The sequence below is a fragment of the Phytomonospora endophytica genome (assembly GCF_014202425.1).
GTDB lineage: Bacteria > Actinomycetota > Actinomycetes > Mycobacteriales > Micromonosporaceae > Phytomonospora > Phytomonospora endophytica.
Window position 1 is genome coordinate 14307 of sequence record NZ_JACHGT010000004.1, and the last position, 25963, is coordinate 40269.

The 25963-nt window shown below is 72.0% G+C and carries 23 protein-coding genes and 2 pseudogenes; 14 read left to right on the forward strand and 11 right to left on the reverse strand.

All coding sequences use genetic code 11. The annotated features are described in order from the left end of the window. Positions 1–197: 197 nt before the first annotated feature. Both rpsT and HNR73_RS09305 read right to left on the reverse strand, forming a co-directional pair. Positions 198–470, reverse strand: coding sequence for a 30S ribosomal protein S20 (gene rpsT, locus HNR73_RS09300; protein ID WP_184786950.1), 273 nt, complete (start codon positions 468–470; stop codon positions 198–200). 112 nt (positions 471–582) lie between these two features. Continuing rightward, a complete protein-coding gene (locus tag HNR73_RS09305; protein WP_184786951.1) occupies positions 583–1548 on the reverse strand; it encodes a phosphotransferase family protein in 966 nt (321 codons plus the stop codon). Positions 1549–1666: 118 nt separating this feature from the next. On the opposite strand from HNR73_RS09305, the gene lepA reads away from it, so the two are divergent. Next, on the forward strand, positions 1667–3517 hold the full coding sequence (lepA, locus tag HNR73_RS09310) for a translation elongation factor 4 (RefSeq protein ID WP_373316606.1): 1851 nt from the start codon (positions 1667–1669) through the stop codon (positions 3515–3517). Positions 3518–4045: 528 nt separating this feature from the next. Here the strand turns inward: lepA and HNR73_RS09315 are convergent. Then, positions 4046–4861: an MBL fold metallo-hydrolase gene (locus HNR73_RS09315; protein ID WP_184786952.1), complete on the reverse strand. Its 816-nt coding sequence runs from the start codon at positions 4859–4861 to the stop codon at positions 4046–4048. 71 nt (positions 4862–4932) lie between these two features. Here HNR73_RS09315 and HNR73_RS09320 point away from each other — a divergent pair, with 71 nt between their 5' ends. Beyond that, positions 4933–5559: an MOSC domain-containing protein gene (locus tag HNR73_RS09320; protein ID WP_184786953.1), complete on the forward strand. Its 627-nt coding sequence runs from the start codon at positions 4933–4935 to the stop codon at positions 5557–5559. Between the two features lie 2 nt (positions 5560–5561). Here the strand turns inward: HNR73_RS09320 and HNR73_RS09325 are convergent, their stop codons facing one another. Next, a complete protein-coding gene (locus HNR73_RS09325; RefSeq protein ID WP_184786954.1) occupies positions 5562–6038 on the reverse strand; it encodes an Lrp/AsnC family transcriptional regulator in 477 nt (158 codons plus the stop codon). Positions 6039–6098: 60 nt separating this feature from the next. On the opposite strand from HNR73_RS09325, the gene HNR73_RS09330 reads away from it, so the two are divergent. Together HNR73_RS09330 and HNR73_RS09335 are read left to right on the forward strand one after the other, a co-directional pair. Next, complete coding sequence (locus HNR73_RS09330; protein WP_184786955.1) at positions 6099–7259, forward strand: trans-sulfuration enzyme family protein; 1161 nt, start codon at positions 6099–6101, stop codon at positions 7257–7259. 52 nt (positions 7260–7311) lie between these two features. Then, positions 7312–9738: an ATP-binding protein gene (locus HNR73_RS09335; RefSeq protein WP_184786956.1), complete on the forward strand. Its 2427-nt coding sequence runs from the start codon at positions 7312–7314 to the stop codon at positions 9736–9738. A 500-nt stretch (positions 9739–10238) separates the two neighbouring features. Here HNR73_RS09335 and HNR73_RS09340 read toward each other — a convergent pair whose 3' ends face one another. Further along, the gene (locus tag HNR73_RS09340) at positions 10239–10616 is read right to left on the reverse strand and encodes a MerR family transcriptional regulator (RefSeq protein WP_184786957.1); all 378 of its coding nucleotides are present in this window, start codon (positions 10614–10616) and stop codon (positions 10239–10241) included. 64 nt (positions 10617–10680) lie between these two features. Here HNR73_RS09340 and HNR73_RS09345 point away from each other — a divergent pair, with 64 nt between their 5' ends. Together HNR73_RS09345 and HNR73_RS09350 are read left to right on the forward strand one after the other, a co-directional pair. After that, complete coding sequence (locus HNR73_RS09345; protein WP_184786958.1) at positions 10681–11883, forward strand: MFS transporter; 1203 nt, start codon at positions 10681–10683, stop codon at positions 11881–11883. A gap of 124 nt (positions 11884–12007) precedes the next feature. Beyond that, positions 12008–13102: a GH25 family lysozyme gene (locus HNR73_RS09350; RefSeq protein ID WP_203686127.1), complete on the forward strand. Its 1095-nt coding sequence runs from the start codon at positions 12008–12010 to the stop codon at positions 13100–13102. Between the two features lie 46 nt (positions 13103–13148). Here HNR73_RS09350 and HNR73_RS09355 read toward each other — a convergent pair whose 3' ends face one another. The 3 genes from HNR73_RS09355 to HNR73_RS09365 form a co-directional block, all read right to left on the reverse strand. Then, positions 13149–14174 carry a PQQ-dependent sugar dehydrogenase gene (locus HNR73_RS09355; protein WP_184786959.1) on the reverse strand — a complete coding sequence of 342 codons (1026 nt, stop codon included), beginning with the start codon at positions 14172–14174 and terminating at the stop codon, positions 13149–13151. Between the two features lie 104 nt (positions 14175–14278). Continuing rightward, entirely contained in the window at positions 14279–15118 is an 840-nt protein-coding gene (locus HNR73_RS09360; protein ID WP_184786960.1) for a hypothetical protein, read from the reverse strand. Positions 15119–15163: 45 nt separating this feature from the next. Further along, entirely contained in the window at positions 15164–15964 is an 801-nt protein-coding gene (locus HNR73_RS09365) for an enoyl-CoA hydratase-related protein (protein WP_184786961.1), read from the reverse strand. Between HNR73_RS09365 and hemW the strand changes: the two genes are divergently transcribed. The 4 genes from hemW (at position 15963) to dnaJ (ending at position 20764) form a co-directional block, all read left to right on the forward strand. After that, positions 15963–17207 (forward strand): radical SAM family heme chaperone HemW, encoded by a 1245-nt coding sequence (gene hemW, locus HNR73_RS09370; protein WP_184786962.1) that lies wholly within the window; start codon positions 15963–15965, stop codon positions 17205–17207. The two genes, HNR73_RS09365 and hemW, sit on opposite strands and share 2 nt — an antisense overlap. Before the next feature lie 34 nt (positions 17208–17241). Then, positions 17242–18405 (forward strand): CapA family protein, encoded by a 1164-nt coding sequence (locus HNR73_RS09375; RefSeq protein ID WP_184786963.1) that lies wholly within the window; start codon positions 17242–17244, stop codon positions 18403–18405. A 129-nt stretch (positions 18406–18534) separates the two neighbouring features. Further along, complete coding sequence (gene hrcA, locus HNR73_RS09380; protein WP_184786964.1) at positions 18535–19557, forward strand: heat-inducible transcriptional repressor HrcA; 1023 nt, start codon at positions 18535–18537, stop codon at positions 19555–19557. 55 nt (positions 19558–19612) lie between these two features. Beyond that, complete coding sequence (dnaJ, locus tag HNR73_RS09385; RefSeq protein WP_184787411.1) at positions 19613–20764, forward strand: molecular chaperone DnaJ; 1152 nt, start codon at positions 19613–19615, stop codon at positions 20762–20764. A 223-nt stretch (positions 20765–20987) separates the two neighbouring features. Here dnaJ and HNR73_RS09390 read toward each other — a convergent pair whose 3' ends face one another. Together HNR73_RS09390 and HNR73_RS09395 are read right to left on the reverse strand one after the other, a co-directional pair. Continuing rightward, the gene (locus HNR73_RS09390) at positions 20988–21449 is read right to left on the reverse strand and encodes a group II truncated hemoglobin (protein WP_184786965.1); all 462 of its coding nucleotides are present in this window, start codon (positions 21447–21449) and stop codon (positions 20988–20990) included. A gap of 60 nt (positions 21450–21509) precedes the next feature. Continuing rightward, positions 21510–21923, reverse strand: coding sequence for a GNAT family N-acetyltransferase (locus HNR73_RS09395; protein ID WP_184786966.1), 414 nt, complete (start codon positions 21921–21923; stop codon positions 21510–21512). A 54-nt stretch (positions 21924–21977) separates the two neighbouring features. On the opposite strand from HNR73_RS09395, the gene HNR73_RS09400 reads away from it, so the two are divergent. Then, complete coding sequence (locus HNR73_RS09400) at positions 21978–22706, forward strand: 16S rRNA (uracil(1498)-N(3))-methyltransferase (protein WP_184786967.1); 729 nt, start codon at positions 21978–21980, stop codon at positions 22704–22706. Between the two features lie 7 nt (positions 22707–22713). Here the strand turns inward: HNR73_RS09400 and HNR73_RS09405 are convergent, their stop codons facing one another. Further along, positions 22714–23397: a type 1 glutamine amidotransferase domain-containing protein gene (locus HNR73_RS09405; protein ID WP_184786968.1), complete on the reverse strand. Its 684-nt coding sequence runs from the start codon at positions 23395–23397 to the stop codon at positions 22714–22716. A 117-nt stretch (positions 23398–23514) separates the two neighbouring features. Between HNR73_RS09405 and HNR73_RS09410 the strand changes: the two genes are divergently transcribed. From HNR73_RS09410 to HNR73_RS41325, 3 genes and pseudogenes are all read left to right on the forward strand, one after another. After that, complete coding sequence (locus HNR73_RS09410) at positions 23515–23859, forward strand: HIT domain-containing protein (protein ID WP_184786969.1); 345 nt, start codon at positions 23515–23517, stop codon at positions 23857–23859. A gap of 99 nt (positions 23860–23958) precedes the next feature. After that, a pseudogene (locus HNR73_RS40650) lies at positions 23959–24691 on the forward strand (PhoH family protein); the annotation flags it as partial. 852 nt (positions 24692–25543) lie between these two features. After that, positions 25544–25963, forward strand: a pseudogene (locus tag HNR73_RS41325) (PhoH family protein); the annotation flags it as partial.

A 25963-nucleotide genomic window follows, 5' to 3' on the forward strand; every position in this document is an offset into this window, starting at 1 on the left:
CCCACCGAGCCCGACACGCACCCACCGAGCCCGACACGCACCCACCGAGCCCGACACGCACCCACCGAGCCCGACACGCACCCACCGAGCCCGACACGCACCCACCGAGCCCGACACCCACCCACGCAAAACGGCCCCCACCCGAAGGTGGGAGCCGTTGAAGCGTGTGAGCCCTCGCGGGCTACAGCCCTCGCGGGCTACTTGGCGGCGGCCAGCTCGTTGTAGGCCTTCGTGATCGAAGACTTGCGGTTGGCGGCCTGGTTCTTGTGAATGACGCCCTTGCTGGCGGCCTTGTCCAGAGCGCGCGTGGCGAACTGGGCCTGGGTGCCCGCGGTGGCGGCGTCGCCCGCGTCGACGGCCTCGCGGAACTTCCGGACGGCGGTCTTCAGCGACGACTTCACGGCCTTGTTACGCAGCCGAGCCTTCTCGTTCTGCCGGTTGCGCTTGATCTGGGACTTGATGTTCGCCACGTTTGAAGCCTCGGTCTCGATTCGTCCGCATGCATGGAGGTAAGTGCCTGCGGAGCTTTCCGTCGACACTGCTGCGCGCAGGGCATGGGAGCCCAACACACAAGGGGCAAGCTTACCAGCCGCGTCTAGTGGCCAGCCAGGCCAGGGCCGCCTCTCCGCACCAGCTCTGGTGGCGGCGGAGATAGGACGACACTCCGGGGATGGGGTTTTGCTGCGCCCGGTCCAGATAATAGCCCGCCGCCGCGGCCAGTACCGCGTCGAGTTGCTCACCCGTGACGCCCACCGCGGTCGGGTGGGCGAAGAACAGGCTCTCGGCGTCGTGACCGTCACCGTGCGCGGTGATCAGCAGGAACACCGTGTCGAACCAGGGCGCGGCGATCGCCGGCCAGTTCCAGTCGCAGATCAGCACGCCCGACGGGCCCAGGATCATGTTGTCGGGACGCAGATCCCCGTGCGTGACGGCGTCGGCGGCCACCGCCGGGAAGATCCCCTGCTCCAGCGTCGCCAGCTCGTCGAGACGGTCCACGGGAACCGCCCGGTGGATCGGCGCCTGGCCGGAGGCGGCGCGGGTGAAGTTGTGGAACTGATCCCCGGCGTCCTCGGCGAGGGTGCGGATACCGGCGGCGCGCAGCGCGTCGGGGACCGGCGTGAGGACCTCGGCGGCGCGCGCCCACGCGTCGAGCATCACATCCAGATCCGCCGGCGCCATCGGCAGCGTCGTGGGACGGGCCTCGACCGCCTCGAAGCCGAGCACCGCCCAGCCGGCGGTCTCCTCGGCGAACAGCATCGTCGGCGCGGGCAGATCCGCGGGCAGCGCCCGGTTGATCTCGGCCTCGCGACGGTACGAGCTCAGCACGTGCGGCTTGTCGGGCCCCGCGGCCTTCACGAACAGCGACCGGCCCTCCGCGGCGGTGACGACCGCCGCGAAACCCCCGGTGAACCCGCCGCCGGCCGGCGGCGCCGAGACGATCGGGCCCGCCAGCTCACGCTCGATGAGGGCGCGCACCTCCGAAGGTAGGCTTTCAGCCTCGGGGCGTTCGGCGGTGCGGTCGTAGGGGACGGCGATGTCACTGCTCATGGCGACCGATCGTGTCACCCGTCGCCACTCGATGCCACCGCATAAGCGGTGATCAAGCCCATGGGATCATTGACACCGCAGCAGCCCCCACCTAACACCACGCGAATGGATGATGGAAGTGACGTACGCGCCCGGCGGCACCGATCCGCAGCGGATCCGGAACTTCTGCATCATCGCGCACATCGACCACGGCAAGTCCACCCTCGCCGACCGCATGCTCCAGATCACCGAGGTCGTCGACCAGCGCCAGATGCGCGCCCAGTACCTCGACCGCATGGACATCGAGCGTGAGCGCGGCATCACCATCAAGAGCCAGGCCGTGCGCATGCCGTGGACGGCCCGCTCCGGTGAGCGCGACGGCGACGAGTTCGTGCTCAACATGATCGACACGCCCGGCCACGTCGACTTCACCTACGAGGTCTCACGTTCGCTGGCCGCCTGCGAGGGCGCCGTGCTGCTCGTCGACGCCGCCCAGGGCATCGAGGCCCAGACCCTCGCGAACCTGTACCTGGCGCTGGAGAACGACCTCACGATCATCCCGGTGCTCAACAAGATCGACCTCCCGGCCGCGCAACCGGAGAAGTACGCCGAGGAGCTCGCGCACCTCATCGGCTGCGAGCCGGAGGACTGCCTGCGCGTGTCGGGCAAGACCGGCGCGGGCGTCGCCGAGCTGCTCGACCAGATCGTGCACCAGTTCCCGCCGCCCGTCGGCGAGCCCGAGGCGCCCGCCCGGGCCATGATCTTCGACTCGGTCTACGACACCTACCGGGGCGTCGTCACCTACGTCCGCGTCATCGACGGGCTGCTCGAAGCGCGCGACCGCATCAAGATGATGTCGACCGGCGCCGTCCACGAGCTTCTGGAGATCGGCGTCATCTCGCCCGAGCCCATCAAGTCGAAGGCCCTCGGCGTCGGCGAGGTCGGCTACCTCATCACCGGTGTGAAGGACGTGCGCCAGTCGAAGGTCGGCGACACCGTCACGCTGAACAACCGGCCCGCGCGGGAGGCGCTCGGCGGCTACGCCGACCCCAAGCCGATGGTCTACTCGGGCCTCTACCCGATCGACGGCTCCGACTACCCCGACCTGCGCGAGGCGCTCGACAAGCTCAAGCTCAACGACGCCGCCCTCGTCTACGAACCGGAGACCTCCGCGGCCCTCGGTTTCGGGTTCCGCTGCGGCTTCCTCGGCCTGCTGCACCTGGAGATCATCCGCGAGCGGCTGGAGCGCGAGTTCGGGCTCGACCTGATCTCGACGGCACCCAACGTCGTCTACACCGTCGACATGGAGGACGGTACCGAGGTCGAGGTGACCAACCCCAGCGAGTTCCCCGAGGGGAAGAGCGCCGCCGTCCACGAGCCGGTCGTGCGCGCCACGGTCCTCACGCCCAACGAGTTCGTCGGTGCCGTGATGGAGCTGTGCCAGTCGCGGCGGGGATCGCTCATGGGCATGGAGTACCTCTCGCAGGAGCGCGTCGAGCTGCGTTACACGCTGCCGCTCGCCGAGATCATCTACGACTTCTTCGACCAGCTGAAGTCCAAGACACGCGGTTACGCGTCCCTGGACTACGAGGCCACCGGCTCGCAGGTCGCCGACCTCGTCAAGGTCGACATCCTGCTGCACGGCGAGCCCGTCGACGCCTTCTCGGCGATCGTGCACAAGGACAGCGCCTACGCCTACGGCGTGCGCCTGGCCGAGAAGCTGCGCAAGCTCATCCCCCGGCAGCAGTTCGAGGTGCCGATCCAGGCCGCGATCGGCTCGCGCGTCATCGCCCGCGAGACGATCCGCGCGATCCGCAAGGACGTTCTCGCCAAGTGCTACGGCGGCGACATCACGCGTAAGCGCAAGCTCCTCGAAAAGCAGAAGGAAGGCAAGAAGCGCATGAAGATGGTCGGCCGCGTCGAGGTGCCGCAGGAGGCGTTCGTGGCGGCGCTGTCGACCGACGACTCGGCCGAGTCGAAGAAGAAGTAGGGAACGCGCCGGCGGGCCGCGGCCCGCCGGTCCGGCCGAAGGCGCTCCGGGCAGCGCCCGCCGACGCCACCCACACCGGGGTGCTCGACGAGGATCGCGAGCTCCGGCTCGCGGTCGCCGCGGCCGGAGTCCCCGAAGGCGGTGTTCCGGACACGCCGGCCGTCCCGGAGGCGGTCCGCGTCAGTTCGGGCCGTGTGCCCGGGGCCGGTCCGCCGGTGCCCACCGGGCGGCGATCAGCGGGCCGTCGAAGAACGCCGAGGCGGCGACACAGCCGAAGCGCGGCAGGCGGTCGGCGGGCGTTCGCGGAGTCCCGGCCGGCACAGTGCGTCCTCCCGGGCGTCGAACTCGGCCGCACCGCCACGGCCGTCGGCGGTGGCCCGGGAACGAGGCTCATCGTGATCCCCGGCGGCTCGCCGCCGAGGCGCCGCACGAGGGCCCGGGCGCCAGGCCGTGCGGTGCTCGCCGCGAGATCAGGACCGGAACCGCTTGCCGGCAACCGCCCGTCGGACGCGCCGTCGCACCTCCCGCTCACCGCGCCCCCGCGCTCCCCGCGTTCACGAACGGCTCGCCCAGGTGCGGCGTCGCGACGATCCCGCCGCGCTCGCCGAGTTCGCGCAGCAGTCGCGTCCGCGAGTCGCGGGCGATCGCGGTGTCGGCCTCGTGGGCGTAGGCGAGTTCGGGGTACAGCAGCTGGACCGGGTGCACGAGCAGGTCGCCGGTGACGGCGACGAGGTCGTCGCCGTCGCGGACCAGCACCGACTGGTGCCCGGGTGTGTGTCCGGGTGTCGCCAGGACGCGCACGGCACCGGCGAGGCGCTTCTCGCCGTCGACGGGGGCGAGCTGGCCACGCTCGCGCAGCGGCGTGAGGAGACTGTCGGCGAGTCCCGGGTTGAGGTCGTCGACGGCGCTGATCTCGGCGCGCTGGAGCACGTACCTCGCCTCGGGGAAGTAGGGCTTCTGGTCGACCACGGCCCAGCCGACGTGGTCGGTGTGCAGGTGTGTGATCACGACGGTGTCCACGTCGGACGGGTCGATGCCGGCCGCGGCGAGTTCGGCGGGCAGCGCGCCGGGCACCGGCGCCCAGGACGCCGCCGGGGAGTCGGCGGGCCCGATCCCGGCGTCGATGAGGATCACGCGCCCGTCTTCGAGGCGCAGCGCGAAGCAGCGGAACTTCAGCCACCAGCCGCCTTCGGCGGTGCGGGAGGCCGGGTCGAAGGCGTCGGCGGCGGCCCACTGCGCCTCGGTCGCGTCGGGGAAGGCGTTGCCCCGGGGTTCGAAGAAGGGCCCGGCGCCGTCTTCGAGGGCGATGATCTCGGTGGCTCCGACGCGCTTGATCACTGGCATGGCGACGATTGTCGCAGCCGGGGCCGGATATCTCCGTGGCCGCCGCGGCGGGCGTCTCGTAGCGTGTCGGTATGAAGCTCGCAACGGTGAATCTCGGTGTCCTCCGCAGCGGCGGCTGGGCGGGAAGCCTCGGCCGGACCGGCATCGACAAGCGTCCCGCCGAGGGCCGTGTGCGCATCGGGCGGCTCGGCGTCGAAGGCGACGTCATCGTCGACCTGAAGAACCACGGCGGCCTCGACCAGGCCGTCTACGCCTACGCCGCCGAGGACGCGGCGTGGTGGAGCGCCGAGCTCGACCGCCCGGTCGGTCCCGGCGCCTTCGGGGAGAACCTCACCACCACCGGCCTCGACGTGACCGGCGCGCTCATCGGGGAGCGCTGGGCGATCGGCGACGCGGTCGTCGAGGTCAGTTCGGTGCGGATCCCGTGCCGGACCTTCTCGGGTTTCTGGGACGTGCCCGACCTCATCAAGCGCTTCACCGAGCGGGCCGTGCCAGGCGCCTACCTGCGCGTCGTCGAGGAGGGCGAGGTCGGCGCGGGCGATGCGATCACCGTCGTGTCGCGGCCGGAGGAGCACGACCTGACCGTCGGTGAGATGTTCCGCGCGCTGACCACCGAGCCGGAGCTGCTCCCGAAGGTGCTCACGGCCCCGGCGATCCCCGAGTCGACGCGGGAGAAGGTCGGCCGCCGGGTCGGCTGAGTTCAGGCCCCGGGCGGCAGGAGCGGTGGCCCCTCCCACTGCTCGAAGATCAGGTTGGTGTGCACCAGCGACACCTCGGGCCGCGAGGTGAACTCGTCGAGCACGAGCCGCTGGAGGTCGGCGACGCCGGGCACGGCGACGTGCACGAGGAAGTCGTCGGGACCGGCGAGGTGGAACAGGGTCCGCACCTCCGGCAGCGCGCGGGCGTGGGCGACGAACTCCGCGACGAGCGGACGCCGGTGCGGCGTGACGCGCACCGCCAGGAACGCCTGCAGCGGACGGCCGAGCGAGCCCGGGTCGAGCCGGACGCCGTAGCCGGTGATGACGCCGGCGTCGCGCAGCCGGCGGATCCGGTCCAGGCAGGTCGAGGGCGCGATGTGCACGGCGGCGGCGAGTTCGCGGTTGGTGATCCGCGCGTTGTTCTGCAGGTGACGGAGAATGCGCAGATCCACCGTGTCAAGACTCACCGTTTCGGGCATGCGCCGAACGATATCCGGCGCGCGCCCCGGTGGGGCGTACACCGCCCGACACTGTCGCCCATGAACCTCACCCCGGCACACTCCTTCGCCACGCGTGCCGTGCACGCCGGCCGCGACGATCTCGGCGACCTCGGCGTGCACGCCGTCCCCATCGACCTGTCCACGACCTACCCCGCCGTCGACTGCGCCGGCGAGGCCGCGCGCATCGAGGAGTTCGCCTCGGGTGCGCAGCCCTCCGGGTCGCCGATCTACGCGCGCCTGCACAACCCGACCGTCGCGCGTTTCGAGTCGGCCCTCGCCGAGCTGGAGGGCGCCGAGGCGGCCGTGGCGTTCGCGTCGGGCATGGCCGCGATGAGCGCGTGCCTGCTGGCGACCGCCGCCGCCGGCAAACGGCACGTCGTCGCGGTCCGCCCGCTCTACGGTGGCAGCGACCACCTGCTCGGTTCCGGCCTGCTCGGCACGGAGGTCACCTGGGCCGAACCGAAGGGCGTCGCCGCCGAGATCCGGCCTGACACCGGCCTCGTCGTCGTCGAGTCCCCGGCCAACCCGACGCTCACCGAACTCGACCTGGCCGCGCTGGCCGCCGACTGCGGCGAGGTGCCGCTGCTGGTCGACAACACCTTCGCCACGCCGGTCCTGCAACGGCCCCTCGAACGGGGCGCCTCGGTGGTCCTGCACAGCGCGACGAAGTTCCTCGGCGGGCACGGCGACGTGCTCGGCGGCGTCGTCGCGTGCGGCGAGGACTTCGCGCGCGGCCTGCGCCAGGTCCGCGTCGCCACCGGCGGCGTCCTCCACCCCCTCGCCGGCTACCTGCTCCTGCGCGGGCTGGCGACGCTGCCCGTCCGTGTCCGTGCCGCCCAGGCGAGCGCGCACGAGCTGGCTCTGCGGCTCAGCGCCCACCCGAAGGTCGCCGCCGTGCACTACCCGGGCCTGGCCGTCGACCGGCCCGGCCAGATGGACGGCGGTGGCGCGCTCGTCGCCTTCGAGGTCGACGGGGACGCGCACAAGGTCGTGGCCGCCGTCGAGCTGATCACACCCGCGGTGAGCCTCGGCAGCGTCGACACGCTCATCCAGCACCCGGCGTCCCTGACCCACCGGGTCGTCCAGGCGTCCGACCGGGAGGCCGGCGGCATCGGCGAGAACCTGCTGCGGGTGTCGGTCGGGCTCGAAGACGTCGACGACCTGTGGGCCGACCTGTCCCGCGCGCTCGACACCGCGTAGGGCGCCTTTCACGAACGCGGGCACGCGCACCGGATCGCACTATCATGTGCGCGTGCCCGAGGGAGCGTTCGACACCACCGGCGGACTCCGCCGCCTGCGGCTGCGGGCGGCGATGACCCAGGAGGAACTCGCCGCCAAGGCCGGCATCGGAACCCGCACCGTCCGCGACGTCGAGTCGGGGAAGGTGCGGCCGCAGCCCCGGACCGTCCGGCTGCTCGCCGCGGCCCTCGGCCTCGGCGAGACCGACGGCCCGCTGCTCGGCACGCCGGAACGGGTGGCCGTCGTGCCCAGAGAACTGCCGCGCGCGCTCGGCGCCTTCGCGGGCCGCGAAGCCGACGTCGCGGCCTTACTCGACGCGGTCGACGACGGCGCCACCGCCGTCGCGGTGCACGGCATGGCAGGTGTCGGGAAGACCTCCCTGGCGGTGTGGACCGCCCACGCCCTGGCCGGGCGTTATCCCGACGGGCAGCTCTTCGTCGACCTGCACGGCTTCACCAACTCCCTCGCGCCCCGCCCGGGCGCGCGGACCGTCCTGACCCGGGTCCTGCGCGCCCTCGGCGTGCCCGACGGCGACATCCCCGCCGACCTCGACGAACTCACCGCCCGCTACCGCAGCGTCATCGCCGAACGCCGGGTCCTGCTCGTCTTCGACAACGCCCTGGGCGCCGAACAGGTCGAGGCCCTGCTGCCCGGGACGCCCGACAGCCTCGTGCTCGCCACGAGCCGCCGCGACATGTCCCTGCTCACCGGGGCGTACTCGGTGAACCTCGAACCGCCCGACGAGGCCTCGGCGGCCGCGATGCTGACCGCCGCCGTCCCCGGGCGGATCGGCGACGCCGAGGCGGCGCTGCTCGCCGAGCGCTGCGGGCGGCTCCCGCTGGCGATGGGACTGGCCGCGGCCCGCCTGCGCAGCCGTCCCGGCTGGCGCGTCGAGGACCTGCTCGCCCGCTTCGCCGACCAGGGCCGCCTCCTCGACGAACTCGACATGGGACACCGTGGCGTCACCGCCGGGCTGCGCGCCTCCTACCTCGAACTCGACACCGCCCACCGGCGCCTGTTCCGCAGGCTCGGGCTCGTCCCCGGCGACGACCTGGACGCCCACGCCGCCGGGGCGCTGTGCGAGGAGGGACCCGAACGCGCGACGGCGATGATGGAGTCCCTCGTCGACGCCCATCTGGCCGAGACCCGCGCGCCCGGCCGGTACCGGATGCACGACCTCGTCCGGCTGTTCGCGACCCGGCTCATGGCGCTCGAAGAGACCGGCGGTGACGGGGCCCTCCTGCGGCTCCTCGACGTGTACCTGCACTTCGCCTACCGGGCCGTCGCCCGGGTTACCCCGAGTTCGGCGCTGTTCGCCGACGGCGCCGCCGCCTTCGACGCCGGACTGCCCGGCTTCACCGAGCAGGACGACGCGGTGTCGTGGTTCCACACCGAACGCCGCAACCTCCAGGGCGCGGTGGCCGCGGCCTTCCGCGCCGGGCACTTCGACCGGGCCTGGCACCTGGCCACGGCCTTCAACGGCTTCTTCATCTACGACCGTGACCGGGCCGCCCACGCCGCCCTCAACGATGTCGCCCTCGACAGTGCCCGCCGCATCGGCGACGGCCTGAAAGAGGCCTACGCACTCGGCGACGCGGGCCGGCAACTCGGCGCCGAGGGCAGGCACCGGGAGGCGATCGTCCAGCTCCAGCGGTCCGTCGCGCTCAAACGCGAGCACGGCGAGACGGGAGCCGCGGCACTGACCTTGACCAACGTCGCCGTCCTGCACCGGCGTTCCGGGCGCTTCGCCGACGCCGTCGAGACCTACGCGGCCGCCCTCGCGCTGGCCGCCGACGCCCCCGACGCCGTCGTGGTGCTCATCAGCGTCAACATGGTCGTCCCCCTGCTCCGCCTTGGGCGCTTCGCCGACGCCGGCCACCGCCTCGCCGAAGCCGAACGGCGCCTCGAAGCCGACGACGAGCACACCCGCACCCGCATCGAGGGCTTCCGCGGCAACCTGGCCCGCGAACTCGGCGACCCGGCGACCGCCCTGGCCCTGCACACCGCCTGCCTGGACGACTGCCGCCGCGAACGCATCGACGCCGGAGTGATCATGACGCTCATCGAACTCGCCGAGGATCTGCGCCGCCTCGGCCGCGACACCGAGGCCGTCGACGGCCTCACCATGGCCGTCGCGTGCGTGCTGGAGACCGGCGACCCGTCGATGGAGCGCGCCGCCCGCAACAGCCTCGGCACCGCCCTCACCGCCGCCGGCCGCCCCGGTGAGGCGGTCGGGCACCACGAGCGGGCCGCCGCGCTGGCCGAGTCGCAGGAGGACGCCTATGAGCTCGCGCGGGCCGAGCACGGCCTCGGCGAGGCCCACTGCCTGCTCGGCGACGTCGCGACGGGACGCGTCCACCTGCTTCGCGCCGCCGCCGGGTACACCACCTGCGGGGTGCCCGAGGCGGAGACCGTCGCCGAACGCCTCGCCGCGCTGTGACGGCGGGACGCCCCGGCACGGACGGGCGCCGGGACGGGTCTGACCAAGGGCGCGGGGATCAGACCGTCTGGTAACCGAGGACGCGGTAGGCCGCGACCCAGGTCGTCTCCGTGTAGTACGGGCCCATGGTGTGGACCCGCACTTTCGTTCGCGCCGATCCGCGACCACGCCCCCTTGTCGGCCATGCGGGTCCAGTTGAACATGTGGCCCGTTCAGTGCCAGCCTGTCGCGTCCCTGGAAGGCGATGACGCGGGCGCGGGTGGCGAGTTCGTCGCCGCGGTTGAGCCCGAGCTCGTTGAACCGCTTCTGCAGGCCTCGACGCGGCTGCCGGACTCGCCGTACACCAGCTCGACGTCGCACAGGGTCACGGCGGCCGAAGCCGGAGCGGCGGGTGCGGCCGGCGGCGAAACCGCAGTTCGAGGCACGCGACCGGCGGGACATGGGCACCGTGACGACACGGCGCCACGTGTCGTCACGCCGTGGGTGCGGGGTCGGCGGGCCTAGGTGGCCTCGGCGTGGTCGTAGGCGAGAACCGCGTCGAGGTAGTCGCCGATGGCGTCCCGGTTGCGCGTCAGGCAGCGGATCCGGTCGTCCATCCGCTCCCGCTCGCCCCGGAGCGTGGCGATCATCTCCGGCGTCGCGTCGGGGAAGTAGATCGCGCGCGGCTTGTCGAGACAGGGCAGGATCTGCTTGATGATCCTGGTGGGCAGGCCCGCGTCGAGCAGGCCGCGGATCTGCACGACCCGGTCGACGTTGTACCCGGCGTAGTCGCGGTAGCCGTTGGCCGCGCGTTCGGGCAGGATGAGTCCCTGCTCCTCGTAGTAGCGCAGCAGACGGCGGGGTGTGCCGGTGCGTTCCGACAGTTCTCCGATGCGCACGTGCCCGACCTCACAGACCCTCGGCTTGACCTTCACATTGATGTGAAGGTTTGAGCATGGTCGCATGCGAACCGAGACCGTTCCCGCACCGGCCCGCGCTCCGGGCGCGAAACTCCCCATGGGCGCCCTGCTCGCCCTGTCCACCGCCGTGTTCATCACCAGCCTCACCGAGACCCTCCCCGCCGGGGTCCTGCCCGCGATGAGCGGCGACCTCGGCGTCGGCGAACCGGCGATGGGCCAGTCGGTGACCGTCTACGCCGTCGGCACCGCGCTGACCGCGATCCCCCTGTCGGCGGCGACCGCGGGCTGGCGGCGCAAGCGCCTCCTGCTGACGGCCATGGCGGGCTTCGCGCTCGCCAACACCGTCACCGCGATCTCGACGAACTACCCCCTGACCATGGCCGCGCGTTTCCTCGCCGGGGTCGCCGCCGGGCTCGCCTGGGCACTGCTGGCCGGATACGCCCGCCGCATGGCCCCGGCGCACCTCCAGGGCAAGGCCATCGCCGTGGCCATGGCCGGGATCCCCGTCGCGCTGTCCCTGGGTGTGCCCGCCGGAACCTTCCTCGGCAAGGCCCTGGGCTGGCAGGCGGCCTTCGCGACGATGACCGGACTGACCCTTGTGCTCCTCGCCTGGATCACCGCGACCGTTCCCGACCACCCCGGCCGCGCGGCCGGGGCCCGGACCCCGATGCTGCGGGCCCTGCGCGTCCCGGGCGTGGCGCCCGTCCTGTTCGTGACGCTGGTGTTCGTCCTCGCCCACACCGTCCTCTACACCTACATCGCGCCCTTCCTCGACCGTCTGGGCATGGGCCGCTCCACCGGCCTCGTCCTCCTCGTCTTCGGCGCCGCCTCCCTGCTGAGCATCTGGGCCGTCGGCGCGCTCATCAACCGGCGCCTGCGGGCGCTGACGATCGCCAGCGTCGCCCTCGTCGGCGCCGCCGCGGCGATCATGGCCGTGCTCGCCGGCAGTCCCGCGCTCGTCTACGTCGCGGTGGCCCTGTGGGGACTGGGCTGGGGAGGCGCGCCGACGCTGCTCCAGACCGCCGTCGGCGACGCCGGCGGGGAACACGCCGACGCCGCTCAGGCCATGCTCGTCACCTTGTGGAACGCGGCGATGGCGGCGGGCGGCGTCGTCGGCGGAGTGTTGCTGAGCGGGCTTGGCGCGACGTCTTTCCCGTGGAGCGTCCTGGCGCTGCTGGTGCCCGTCGCGGTGGTCGTCCTCGCGGCCGGTGCGCATGGTTTCCCGCGTGCGCGGGCGCTGCGGTAGCGGCCTGACCTGCGGCGACGGCCGCCCATCGGTCGAACGATCGATGCGGCCGTGCCGCGCCTCACCTAGTGTTCGGCGAAGTCTCGCACCGACGGGCGGCACCCCATTCCACGTTGGAGTCGGCATGGCAGGCAAGAAGATCAGCAGACGCGCGTTCCTGTACGGCACGGCGGCGGCCGGCACCGCCGCGGCAGCGGCCATGATCCCCGGGGCGTCCGCCCAGGCGGCGCCCCTCCCGCCCGGCGCGGTCACCGGCGTCGACGTGGCCACCCCACAGGCCGGGATCGACTTCGCCCAGGTGCGCGGTCAGGGCCACGGCTTCGCCGTCGTCAAGGCCGGCGGATCACAGCTCACCGAAGGGAACTACACCAGCCCGTACTACGCGCGGCAGGTCGGCGGCGCGCGCGCCGCCGGACTCCGCGTCGGGCACTACTGGCTCTCCGGCGACTACTCGACGCCCGCGCGGGCCGCCGACTACTTCGCCGACCACCTCCACGACTACCGCCCCGGCGACGTCCTCGCGCTCGACGACGAGGTCCTCGACGACTCGACCCGCCTGTGGCGCGACGACGATGTGACCGCCTTCTTCACCCGCGTCCACGAACGCGTCGGCGACCACGTCCCGTGGGTCTACATGAACGCCTCCGACCTGCGGTCGGGCACGTGGAACCGCACGGGCGCGTTCGGCGTGAAACTGTGGATCGCGTCCTGGGGCGCCAACGACGGCACCTACCCCGGCGCCCCCGACCTCGGCGGGGCGTACCCGGCGTGGAGCGCGCACCAGTACACGTCCAACGGCTCCGTCGGCGGCTACCGCGTCGACCTCAACGCCGCCGTGGCGGGCGCGTTCGACGTCGTCACCCCCGGTGATCCGGGAGACCCGGGCGATCCCGGCGGCCTGCCGAAGACCGCGACCGAGCGGGACGGCGTACCCGGGCCGGTCTTCTGGCAGCGCGGGCAGAACTGGCTGTCGATGGAGTGGGGCTACACCGGCCCCGTCGACGGTGACCCGGGCGTCAACACCTACGCCGCCCTCCAGCGCGCCATGAAGGGGTACGGCTACACCGGTCCCGTCGACGGCGTCCCCGGCCCGAACACCTGGGCGGCCGTCCAGCGGCTCGGCGGGCAATGGGGCTACACCGGCCCCGTCGACGGCGAGATGGGCCCGAACTCCTGGCGCGCCTTCGCGCGCTTCCTCAACCAGGACGTCTACGACTAGGAACCGCCCTCCGCGTGAGCCGGCGGCTCACGCGGAGGGAACACGCTCAGACCGGCGGGAAACGCACCAGCACGTCCCCCGACCCGTTGCTCGTGCAGATCCACAGCCACCCGTCCGGGCCGTGCGCGACGCTGCGGACACGCCCGTACGTCCCGTTCAGCACGTCGACCGGCGCACCGCCGCCGAGCGGCACCGTCCACAGCCGCTGACCGCGCAGTGCCGCCACGTACATCGTCGAACCGACGACCGCCGCACCGCTCGGCGAGGCCTCCGCGGTCGTCCACGTGACGATCGGGTCGACGTAGCCGGGATCACCGCCCTCGCCCTCCACGATCGGCCAGCCGTAGTTCGACCCGGCGACGATGCGGTTGACCTCGTCCCAGGTGTTCTGGCCGAGCTCGCTGGCGTAGAGCTCGCCCGCGGCCGTCCAGTCGAGTCCCTGCACGTTGCGGTGCCCGAGGGTGTAGACCCGCGAACCGGGGAAGGGGTTGTCGGCGGGTACGGAACCGTCGGGTTCGACGCGGAGGATCTTCCCGCCGAGACTGGCCGGGTTCTGGGCGTTGTCGCGCACGGCGGCGTCGCCGGTGGTGATGTACAGCTTCCCGTCGGGCCCGAAGGCGAGCCGTCCGCCGTTGTGGATGGAGGCCTTCGGGATGCCGGTGACGATCGGCTGCGGGGTCAGGTCGTCGAGGGTGAGGCGGGCGACGCGGTTGTCGCCGGCGGCGGTGAAGTAGACGTAGACGGCGCCGTCGGTGGCGTAGCCGGGGGAGACGGCCAGCCCGAGCAGCCCGCCCTCCCCGCCGGGGACGACGGTGGGGACCTGGCCGACGGTCCGCGGCGACGTACCGGGTGTCACCGTCTTGATCAGCGCGGAGTCGCGCTCGGCGAAGATCGCCGTCCCGTCGGGCAGGAAGTCCAGGCCCCAGGGGAACGCGAGTCCCGAGGCGACCTGTTCGGGGGAGTCGAAGTCGAAGTTCGCGTCGGCGGCGTTGCTCGCCTGGGCGCCGCAGACGCCCGTGAAGGTCGTGGCCGCTAAGGCGGCGGTGACGGCGATGGCTCTCGACAGGCGCATGAAGCGGCTCCTTGAAAGAGGACGCGCCCGCCGGTTCGGCGTGACGCGTCCGCTTTTGTCCTATGTGGAGCCGAATCTAGGGGATCGACCCGGTCCGGTCAAGCTCACGCCTTCGCGCGCACCTTGACGGTGACCGACTTCCCGGCGGCGTTGTCGGACTCCTCCCACTCGCCGCTCTTGGCCGACCACTCGTGACCGTCGTAGACCACGCTCGACACGCCGAGGTCCTCGGAGTAGGCGACCATCCAGTGCGCGAACTGCCAGCCGTTGCCGACGTCGGACATCTTGATCGTGGTGCCGTCGGACTCCGGCTTCACGCCGTCCCAGTCGAGGCTCAACTCCGACTTCACGGCGTGGATCGCGTCGTCGCCGGTCTTGCCCTTGTCGTCGATCTTGCAGGCCACGGCCGCGTTGACCGAGCCGAGCATCGCCTCGGCCAGCACCTGCGACTCGTCGGCCCACTGCTCGTAGGCCTCCGGGTAGGCACTGCGCTGGACGGCCTGGGCGGCCTCGGTGACACGCATGTCCTCCCAGCCCTCGATCTTCTTCAAGGCCTTGAAGAAGCGCTTGGACGAGTAGCGCGGGTCCTGGATCTGCTCCTCGGTGCCCCAGCCCTGGCTGGGGCGCTGCTGGAACAGGCCCAGCGAGTCGCGGTCGCCGTGCTCGATGTTCTCCAGCCTCGACTCCTGGTAGGCCGTGGCCAGCGCGACGACCACGCCGCGCTCGGAGATGTCCATCTTCGCGCCGACCGCGGCGATCGTCGCGGCGTTCGAGGCCTGCGTCGGGTCCACCTTGATGGCCGATCCGTCCGTACCGGTCACCGTGCACATGGGCTTGGCGAACGGGTTCGGCAGTTCGGCGTCGAGCAGCCCGGCGATGACGAACCCGGCTCCGGCGAGCACCGCGACCGCCACGACTCCCGTGACGACGTTTCGCGCGCGCATCCACACCTCCTTGTCGGACCGATGGGCACCGTGGGCCTTTCGAGATTACGTGGCTTCATCCACAGTGGGTACCCACCAGGGGTCGCGTCTGTCACGAAAAGCGGCCACGCCCTCACGGCCTTCGTCCGACAGGAAGTACCCGGCCGACTCCCCGGCGAGCTCGGCGAGCTCGGTGCGGATGTCGTCGCCCAGGCGTCGACGGAGCAGTGACTTGGCCCCGGCGAGCGCGCCGGGCGCGCCTTTGACGAGCGCGGCGGTGAAGGCCGCGACGGTCGCGTCGAGATCGTCGGCGGCGACCGCGCGTGTCACGAGTCCGGCCTCGGCGGCCCGGTGCCCGTCGAAGACCTCGCCGGTCAGGTAGAGCTCGGCGGCGGCCCGGGGGGAGAGGCGGCGCAGGACGGTCGCGGAGATGACCGCCGGGATCACGCCGAGACGGACCTCGCTGAACGCGAAGGTGCTGTCGGTGCGGCACACGGCGATGTCGGCGGCGGCGATGAGGCCGAGACCGCCGGCGCGGGCCGGTCCGCCGACGCGCGCGACGACCGGCTTCGGCGACTCCCACAGTGCGGCGAGGACGTCGGTGAGCATCGCGGCGGGCACCTGCCCGGCCTCGCGGGCCGCGGCGGTCTCCTTCAGGTCGGCGCCGGAGCAGAAGACCTTCCCGCTGTGATCGAGGACGATGACGCGGACGGTCTCGTCGGCGATCGCCTCGGCGAGGTGCGCGAGGAACCGGGTCATCAGGGGCGTCGACAGCGCGTTGCGGTTGTGATCACTGTCAAGTGTCAAGGTCGCGACGCCGTCATCGACGGCATAGCGGACCAATCGGGCGGGCTCGTGGCTCGTCATGTCCCGTACGCTAGCGCCCGTGCCTGGACTCCCACCCGACGGTGAACCTGTTCCGCGCGACGGGTCGCTGCCCGCCGCCGCCCTCGCGAGCGTCGGCGAGCGCGGCTTCGGCGTGTACGTCCACGTGCCCTTCTGCGCCTCGCGCTGCGGGTACTGCGACTTCAACACCTACACCGCCGCCGAGCTGGCCGGGGGCGTGACCCGCGAGTCCTACGCCGACCTCGTCCTCGACGAGCTGCGCCTGGCCGCGCGCGTCCTCGACGGCACCGCGCCGAAGGCGCGAACGGTCTTCTTCGGCGGCGGCACGCCCACGCTCCTGCCCGCCGACGACCTCGCGCGCATCCTCGACGGCGTCGACGCGACCTTCGGCCTCGCCGAAGACGCCGAGATCAGCACCGAGGCCAACCCCGAGTCGGTCGACCCCGCCTACCTCGCGCGCCTCCTCGATGCCGGGTTCACCCGCGTGTCGCTGGGCATGCAGTCCGCCGCCCGGCACGTTCTGGCCGTCCTCGACCGCAAGCACTCGCCCGGCCGTGCCGCGCAGGCCGCCGTCGAGGCCCGCGAGACGGGCTTCGGTCACGTCAACCTCGACCTCATCTACGGCACGCCCGGTGAACGCGACGAGGACTGGGCCGCCAGCCTCGACGCGGCCGTCGCCGCGGGCGTCGACCACGTCTCGGCCTACTCCCTCATCGTCGAGGACGGCACCCGCCTCGCCGCGCGCATCCGCCGCGGCGAGCTCGCGATGCCCGACGACGACGTCGCCGCCGACCGCTACCTCGCCGCCGACGCGACCCTGTCGGCGGCGGGCCTCGACTGGTACGAGGTCTCCAACTGGGCCCGCGACGAGGCCGCGCGCTGCCGCCACAACCTTCTCTACTGGCAGGGCGGCGACTGGTGGGGCTTCGGGCCCGGCGCGCACAGCCACGTCGGCGGCGTCCGCTGGTGGAACGTGCGGCACCCCAGCGCCTACGCCGCCCGCCTCGCCGAGGGCGTCTCCCCGGGCGAAGGGCGCGAACTGCTGGCCGACGAGGACAGATACCTCGAAGATGTATTGCTAAGACTACGGATCGTCGACGGTATCCGGGTAACCTCATTGGCGCCGCCTGGGCCCGAGAAGGCGGCTCGCGCCGTCGCCGACGGACTCCTCGACGAGGAGGCCTTCGCCGAGGGGATCGCCCGGCTGACCCTCCGCGGGAGGCTCCTCGCCGACGCTGTCGTGCGCGACCTGTTGCCCGACTGAGAGTGTCCCGGCGCTCGCGACGAGAAGACGTCACATGCCGACTCGAAGACCCCGCCACGTCCCACGCCACGCCGCGCCGCCCCGGGTCGATCCGCGCCTGACCCGGCTGACGGTCGTCGCCGCGGTCCTCGCCGTCGCGGGCACCACGACCGCCGTCGCGCTGCCCATGCCCCAGGCGGCGCTCAACGCGCCGCTCGGGGCGCCGCCGTCCGCCGAATCGACCTCGGCGCCGCCGCCCGAGAAGACCGTGACCATCACCGGGACCGGTGACATCATCCTCGGGTCCGCCCCCGGTGACCTCCCGCCCGACGGCGCCGAGGGCTTCTTCGGGCGCGCCGAGGGCGTCATGGACGGCGACCTGCTCATCGGGAACTTCGAAGGCGCCCTCACCGAGCGCGAGAAGTCCGCCAAGTGCAAGCCCAAGGCCGAGAACTGCGCGGCCTTCCGCATGCCGCCCGCCTACGCGAAGGTCATCGCCGACGCCGGCTTCGACGTGCTCAACCTCGCCAACAACCACGCCCTCGACTACGGCCCCGGCGGCCTCGCCGACACCGTCGCCGCCCTCGACGACGCCGGGATCGAGCACACCGGCACGCGCGGGGAGTACGCCGAGTTCACCGTCGACGGCGTCGACGTCGCCGTGGTCGGCGTGTCGCCCTACTCCTGGTCGCAGGACATGCACGACCTCGACGGGACCATCGCCCTCGTCGAAGCCGCCGGCGAGCGCAACGACCTGGTGATCATGAGCATGCAGGCCGGCGGCGAAGGCGCCGACAAGGACCACGTCGCCCCCGGCGAGGAGATCTTCCTCGGCGAGAAGCGCGGCGACGTGATGGCCTTCACCCGCGCCGTCATCGACGCCGGAGCCGACCTCGTCATCGGTCACGGCCCCCACGTGATGCGCGGCATGGAGTTCTACCGGGGCCGCCTCATCGCCTACAGTCTCGGAAATTTCGCCGGATACCGGGTCCTATCGACCGAGGGCAACCGCGGCGTCGGCGGCGTCCTCTCGGTGACTTTGACCATTGACGGGGACTGGGCCGGCGGCGAACTGCGCGCCACACGCATGGTCGACGGCGGATATCCCGCCCCGGATCCGGACAACACGGCACATGACACGTGCAACGAACTCTCCCGCGCCGATTTCGGGGCGACCGCGGCCCTCGTCACCGAAGGTGGCCGTATCACTCCGCCCTGAACGAGGAGGCAATACCGGGTCCGGCGCCAGTAGACTGGCACTCAGTCTGCCCGAGTGCCAGGCCTGTGCCGCAACGCTCTCGAGCCCTGCTGGAAACCGCATCGACGAGAGCGCGAGGAGGACGCCCGGATGCCGATGGATGAGCGCAAGCTCGACGTGCTGCGCGCGATCGTCCAGGACTATGTCGCCACCCAGGAACCGGTCGGCAGCAAGTCCCTCGTGGAGCGGCACAACCTCCGCGTGTCCTCCGCGACGGTCCGCAACGACATGGCCGTCCTCGAAGACGAGGGCTACATCCATCAGCCCCACACCAGCGCCGGCCGCGTCCCCACCGACAAGGGTTACCGCCTCTTCGTCGACCGCCTCAGCCAGGTCAAACCACTGACGGCCGCCGAACGCCGCGCCCTGCACCGCTTCCTCGACGGCGCCCTCGACCTCGACGACGTCGTCCACCGCACCGTCCGGCTCCTCGCGCAACTCACCCGCCAGGTCGCCGTCGTGCAGTACCCGAGCCTGTCGCGCAGCCGTGTCCGGCACCTCGAACTCGTGCACCTCACCGACAGCCGCCTCATGCTCGTGATGATCACCGACACCGGCCGCGTCGAACAGCGTCTCGTCGAACTCCCCGGCCCCGTCGCCGAGGCCGACGTCCTCACCATCCGCCGCACCGTCAACGAGAAACTCGCCGGCGCGCGCCTCACCGAGACCCCGCGACTCATCCAGTCGCTCGTCGAAGAGGCCGCCGCCGAACTGCGGCCCGCCATGACCAACCTGTCCACCGTCCTGCTGGAAACCCTCGTCGAACGACGAGAGGAGCGCCTCGCGCTCGCCGGGACGGCCAACCTCACCCGGCACGCCCTCGACTTCGCCGGATCCCTGAGGCCTATCCTCGAAGCCCTGGAGGAAGAGGTCATCCTGCTCAAGCTGCTCGGCGAGGTCGACACCTCGGCCGCCCTGCACATCCGGATCGGCGACGAGAACGAGATCGTCGGTCTCCGGGCCACCTCGGTGGTCAGCGCCGGCTACGGACCCTCGGGGGACGTCGTCGGCGGACTGGGCGTGCTCGGCCCGACCCGGATGGACTACCCCGGGACCATCGCGGCCGTCCGCGCGGTCGCGAGGTACGTCGGCGAGGTCCTCGCCCAGAACTGATCACCACCTACATTCCTTGATTCGATATTGAGCTGTTGAGGCGATGAGAGCACACGTGGCCAAGGACTACTACGGAATCCTCGGTGTGGCGAAGGACGCGACCCCGGACGACCTGAAGAAGGCGTACCGCAAGCTCGCGCGGGAGTTCCACCCCGATGTGAACCCCAGCCCCGAGGCGCAGGAGAAATTCAAGGAGATCAACGCCGCGTTCGAGGTCCTCTCCGACCCGCAGAAACGGCAGATCGTCGACCTCGGCGGCGACCCCCTCGCCCCCGGCGGCGGCGGAGGCGCCGGAGCCGGTGGCGCCGGTCCCTTCATGGACTTCCAGGACATCATGGACGCCTTCTTCGGGGCGTCCGGTCCGATGGGCGCCGGTCCCCGCCGCGGACCGCGCTCCCGTGTGCGGCCCGGTTCCGACGCGATCCTCCGCCTCGACCTGGACCTCGAAGAGGCCGCCTTCGGCCTGGAGTCGCCGATCACCGTCGACACCGCCACCGTCTGCGGCACCTGCGAAGGCTCCGGAGCGGCGGCCGGTTCGGCGCCCGTCACCTGCGACACCTGCGAAGGGTCCGGTGAGGTCCAGTCCGTGCAGCGCACCATCCTCGGCCAGATGGTGACCTCCCGGCCCTGCGCCACCTGCTCCGGCTTCGGGACCGTCATCCCCAACCCCTGCCCGAAATGCGCCGGCGACGGCCGCGTCCGCAGCCGCCGCACCCTCACCGTGAAGATCCCGGCGGGCGTCGAAGACGGCATGCGCATCCGTCTCGCGGGACAGGGCGAGGTCGGCCCCGGCGGCGGCCCCGCCGGCGACCTCTACGTCGAGATCCACGAACGGCCCCACGACGTCTTCACCCGCAAGGGCGACGACCTCCACTGCAAGATCAAGGTCCCCATGACCGCGGCGGCGCTGGGTACGAACCTGACGCTGAAGACGCTCGACGGCGAGGAGAGCGTCGACGTCAACCCGGGGACACAGCCCGGCAGCACCCTGCGGGTGCGCGGGAAGGGCGTGCCCCGGTTGCGCGGGGGAGGGGCACGGGGGGACCTGTTCGTGCACCTCGACGTGCGGACCCCGACGAAACTCGACGCCGAGCAAGGGGAGCTGCTGCAGAAGCTCGCACAGCTACGCGACGAGGAGATCGTCGAGGTCAAAGGCGGCGGCGGGTTCTTCTCACGGATGCGGGACGCGTTCAACGGGCACGCTTGATCTATCGGCTCGCTGCGCTCGCGATGCGGCTCGCCCGCTGGGCGGCAGAGTTCACCCCGCGGGGTGAAGGCCGCGGTGGCGGTTCGGCGTGTGGGCTCGCGTGACTGAAGTTCCGCGCGGGTGCGGCCCACCCGGCGCCCGCGTCGGCACCCCTGGCCCACGAGCCACGCCGTGCCCCCTCACCCACGGAAAAGGCGCCCCTTCGGGGCGCCTTTCCTTGGCCTCAAGCCGGTGAGTCCTTCTCGTCCCAGCCCCATTTCGGGACCGGGTCCGTGCTGGAGATGTCGGCCGGGGTGGCCTGGGAGACGTCCTTCGCGATCGCCGTCCCCCACTCCAGGTACGACGTCAGCCGCGCGCGCAGGTGCTCGTCCCCGGGCACGCCGACCTCGTCGGCGGCTTCGGCGAACGCCCGGACGAAGGCCGCACGCTGGTCCTCGGTGATGTGTTTGCCCGCGTGGTGGAGCAGCAGCGCCTCGTGGCCCCCGTGCTTCTCGGTGTACGTCGCCGGGCCGCCGAAGACCTCGCCCAGCCAGTCGGCCAGGTGAACCGCGTGTTCCGGACGCGGCTCCGTGCCGAACACCTGCCGCAGGACCGGGTCGGTCGTGCAGCGCCGGTAGTGGGCCTCGGCGAGTCCGCGCAGTGTGTCGCCGCCGCCGATGAACTCATAGATCGTCGGATCGCTCATGTCTCCCTCTCGTCCACAGTCGCCTCTACAGCGACAGCACCCGCCGCCCTGTTCCCCGTCTCACGTGAACAACCGCGCCATCCCGACCGACGCGGGCATGACCTCGGCGAAGCCGTACCGCGCGTACAGCCGCCGCGCCTCGCCGTCGGCGATCAAGGAGACGTAGGCGCCCTCGGGCATGCGCGTCTCCATCGCGGCGGTCAGCGCCGCCATGATCCGCTTCCCGAGCCCGCGCCCCTGGTGTTCGGGCAGCACGCAGATGTCGACGACCTGGAAGAAGCACCCGCCGTCGCCGATGATCCGGCCCATTCCGACCGTTTCACCGCCGTGCTCGACGACCACTCCGAACCACGTGTTCGGCAACCCGAGCGCCGACGCCTCCACCGACTTCGCGCCCAGACCGGTCGCGCCGCGCAGATGCCGGTACTCGTCGACGGAGGGAACGCCCTCGCGCACCGCATAGTCAAGATCCATGCCGCCAGCCTATGGACGCCCGGCCATCCCGGGGCCGTGGGCTAACGTCGCGGCATGAGCGCACCGCTGTTCCTGGTCGACGCCCTGCCCGCGCCCGGCGTCTACCGCCTCGACGGTCCCGAGGGCCGCCACGCCGCCGACGTCCAGCGCCTCCGCGAAGGCGAGCGTCTCCTCCTCGCCGACGGCGACGGCGGCGTCTGCCCCGCGACGGTCACCGCCGCCGAGAAGGGCGCCCTGATCCTCGACGTCGGCGCGGCCGGCCGTGAACCCGAGCCGTCGCCGAGCCTGACGGTCGTGCAGGGCCTGGCGAAAGGCGACCGCGGCGAACGCGCCGTGCAGGCCATGACCGAGGTCGGCGTCGACGTGATCGTGCCGTGGTCGGCGTCGCGTTCGGTGGTGCAGTGGCGCGGCGACCGCGGCGACAAGGCCCACGCCAAATGGGCGGCGACCGCGCGCGAGGCCGCCAAACAGGCCCGCCGCGCGCGCGTCCCGAAGCTCGCCGCGACAGCGTCGACGAAGGCGGTCGCCGCGCGCATCGCCTCCGCCGCCGCCGCGTTCGTCCTGCACGAGGAGGCCACGGCCGCCCTGTCGACGGCCGAACTGCCCGCCGACGGCGAGTACGTGCTCGTCGTCGGACCGGAGGGCGGCGTGTCGGGCGACGAACTCGCGGTCTTCGAGGCCGCCGGTGCCGTCCCGGTGCGGCTCGGCCGCGAGGTCCTGCGGACCTCGACGGCGGGGGTGGCCGCGCTGGCGGCCCTGTCGGTGCGGCTCGGGCGGTGGTGACGGGCCCTCAGTGCCCGCCCAGCGCCGTCACCATCAGCTCCCCGACCCGCGTCGCCGACGCCGGGTTCTGCCCCGTGACGAGGCGCCCGTCGGCGATCGCGTGCGGGGCCCACTTCTCCGCCGCGACATAGTCGGCGCCGCGCTCGCGCAGCCTCGACTCCAGCAGGAACGGCACGGTCGCGGTGAGCCCGACGGCCTCTTCCTCCTCGTTGGTGAACCCCGTCGCCCGCCTCCCCTTCACCAGGAACGAGCCGTCGCTCAGCCGCAGGTTCACCAGCGCCGCCGGGCCGTGGCACACCGCGCCGACCACGCCGCCGCGCTCGTAGATCCCCGCCGCCAGCGACAGCAGCGCCTCATCGCCGGGGAAGTCCCACATCGCGCCGTGCCCGCCGACGAACAGGATCGCGTCGAAGTCGCCCGCCTTGAGCCGGTCGGGCGTGAAGGTGTCGGCGACCTTCTCCGACAGCACCGGATCGTCGAGGAAGGCCCGCGCCACCGGATCCTTCGCGGCCTCGTCGACGCCGTCGGCGGGCGGCCGCCCGCCTTTCGGGGACACGAAGTCGAGCTCGTAGCCGAACTTCGCGAAGGCCGCCGCCGGATGGGCCGCCTCCGAGACGTAGTAACCCGTCGGTTCGCCGGTGTCGCCGAGCTCGCCGTGGCTCGTGAGGGCGAGGAGGACGTGCTTGGACATGAGGTCTCCCTTCCTGGGCCTCCAGTGGACGACACGCGGCACGCCGCCGGTGGCCGAACCGCGAAACGGCCGCCACCGCCGCAGCGCCCGCCCACCCGCCCGGATAACATCCCCGGCATGGCGGACTGTCTGTTTTGCCGGATCGTCGCGGGTGAGATCCCCTCGGCGACCGTCCTCGAAACCCCGCGCGTCCTCGTCTTCCGCGACATCTCGCCCAAGGCGCCCACGCATCTCCTCGCCATCCCCAAGGACCACCACGTCACCATCGCCGAACTCGCCGGGGCCGACCCGGCCCTCGCCGGTGAACTCCTGGCGGCGGCCGGGCGGGCCGCCGAGGCCGAAGGGCTCGACGGCGGCTACCGCCTCATCGCCAACACCGGCGACGACAGCGGCTGGGAAGTCCGGCACGTGCACGTCCACGTTCTCGGCGGCGAACCACTCGGTCCGCTCCTGGCGCGGTGAAGCGCGCCAATCTCGGTCGACGCCGCCCGCCCCCGCAGCGATAAGATGTACTCCCGATCAACTAGGGCCACGCGTCGTGGTCCCCGGTAGTGAGAGCAGGTGGCTCAAGGCCCGCCGGGCCGTGCCTATGTCCGAGCATTCGTCCTCCGCGACGCCTCCCCAATCGCAACTGAAGATCACTGTCGCGGACCCGCAGACGATGGTCAGCCTGCTCGGATCGAACGACGAGATCCTGCGCTACCTCGAACGCAGCGTTCGCAGCGACGTGCACGTCCGCGGCAACGAGATCACCCTCTCGGGCACGCCCAAGGACGTCGCCGACACCGAGCGGCTCTTCAACGAGCTCATCGCCGTGGTCGGCAAGGGCGAACCCGTCACCATCGACGTGGCCCGCCGCACGCTCGGCATGCTGGAGAAGTCCGGCGAGGGCGACGAGAGCCCCGCCGAGGTCCTCACCCTCAACATCCTGTCCCGCCGCGGCCGCACGATCCGGCCGAAGACGATGGGCCAGAAGAAGTACGTCGACGCCATCGACGAGCACACCATCGTGTTCGGCATCGGCCCGGCCGGTACGGGCAAGACCTACCTCGCGATGGCCAAGGCCGTCCAGGCCCTCCAGGCCAAGCAGGTCACCCGCATCATCCTGACCCGCCCGGCCGTCGAGGCCGGCGAGCGCCTCGGCTACCTGCCCGGCACGCTCTTCGAGAAGATCGACCCCTACCTGCGGCCGCTGTACGACGCGCTGCACGACATGGTCGACCCCGACTCGATCCCGCGCCTGATCACCAACGGCACCATCGAGGTCGCGCCACTGGCCTACATGCGCGGCCGCGCGCAGCCGGTGTCGACGCCCGTCCTCACGCCCGAGGGCTGGCGCCCGATCGGTGAGCTCCAGGTCGGCGACCTCGTCGTCGGCTCGAACGGCGAACCGACGCCGGTCCTCGGCGTCTACCCGCAGGGCGAGAAGGACGTCTTCCGGATCCGCACCCGCGACGCCGCGTCCACGGTCGCCACCGGCGATCACCTGTGGACCGTCGACGACGGCGAGGTCAAGACGACCGCCGAGCTCATCGAGGGCCTCCCCGAGGCCGGCGCCTACCGGCTGCCGCTGCTCAGCGGCCCGGCCTACCTCCCGGCACGCGAGACCAGCGTCGACCCCTACGAGCTCGGGCTGCGCCTGTGGGACGGGTGTCTCGACACCGTCGCCGCCGGTCAGCGTGAGAACGAGGCGGTCGGGCTGGGCCGGATCGTCCGGGCCCGCACCGAGATCCCCGGCGGCCTCGGCCTGACCGGCGTGTGCCCCGACACCGCCTTCGTCCCGGCCGACTACCTGCACAACACCCACGACGTGCGTCTCGCGGTCCTCCAGGGCCTCCTCGACGCCGACGGCCGGGTAGCGACCCTGCCCGGCTCCTCCGTCGGTGAAGGGCGCGTCAGCGTCCGCTACATCACGCCGTCGACGCAGCTGCGCGACGACCTGCGCTACCTCGTGCGCTCGCTGGGCGGCGTGGTCGACACGCGCGTCCGCAACAACGCGCACACCCTCGACATCCGGCTCCCCGCCGGCGTCGAGCCCTTCCGCCGCGCCCGCAACGCCGACAAGTACCGCGCGGCCGGGCAGGCCTGCCCGGAACGGCACATCGTCGGCATCGAGCCCGAGGGCCGGGCCGAGGCGGTGTGCATCCAGGTCGCGGCCGCCGACTCCCTGTACGTGACCGAGGACTTCATCCTCACCCACAACACCCTCAACGACGCGTTCATCATTCTCGACGAGGCGCAGAACACCACGCCCGAGCAGATGAAGATGTTCCTCACCCGCCTCGGTTTCGGATCCAAGGTGGTCGTCACCGGCGACATCACCCAGATCGACCTGCCGGGCGCGTCCGTCAGCGGGCTGCGCATCGTCCGTGACATCCTCCACAACGTCGAGGACGTGCACTTCTCCACGCTGGGCAGCGCCGACGTCGTGCGGCACCGCCTCGTCGGCGACATCGTCGACGCCTACGAGAAGTGGGACGCCGAGCGCGAGCAGGACGAGGACCAACGGCCCGGGCACGGGCAGCAGAGGCCGCGACGGACCGACCGCCGGTCCGGACGGCAGTGA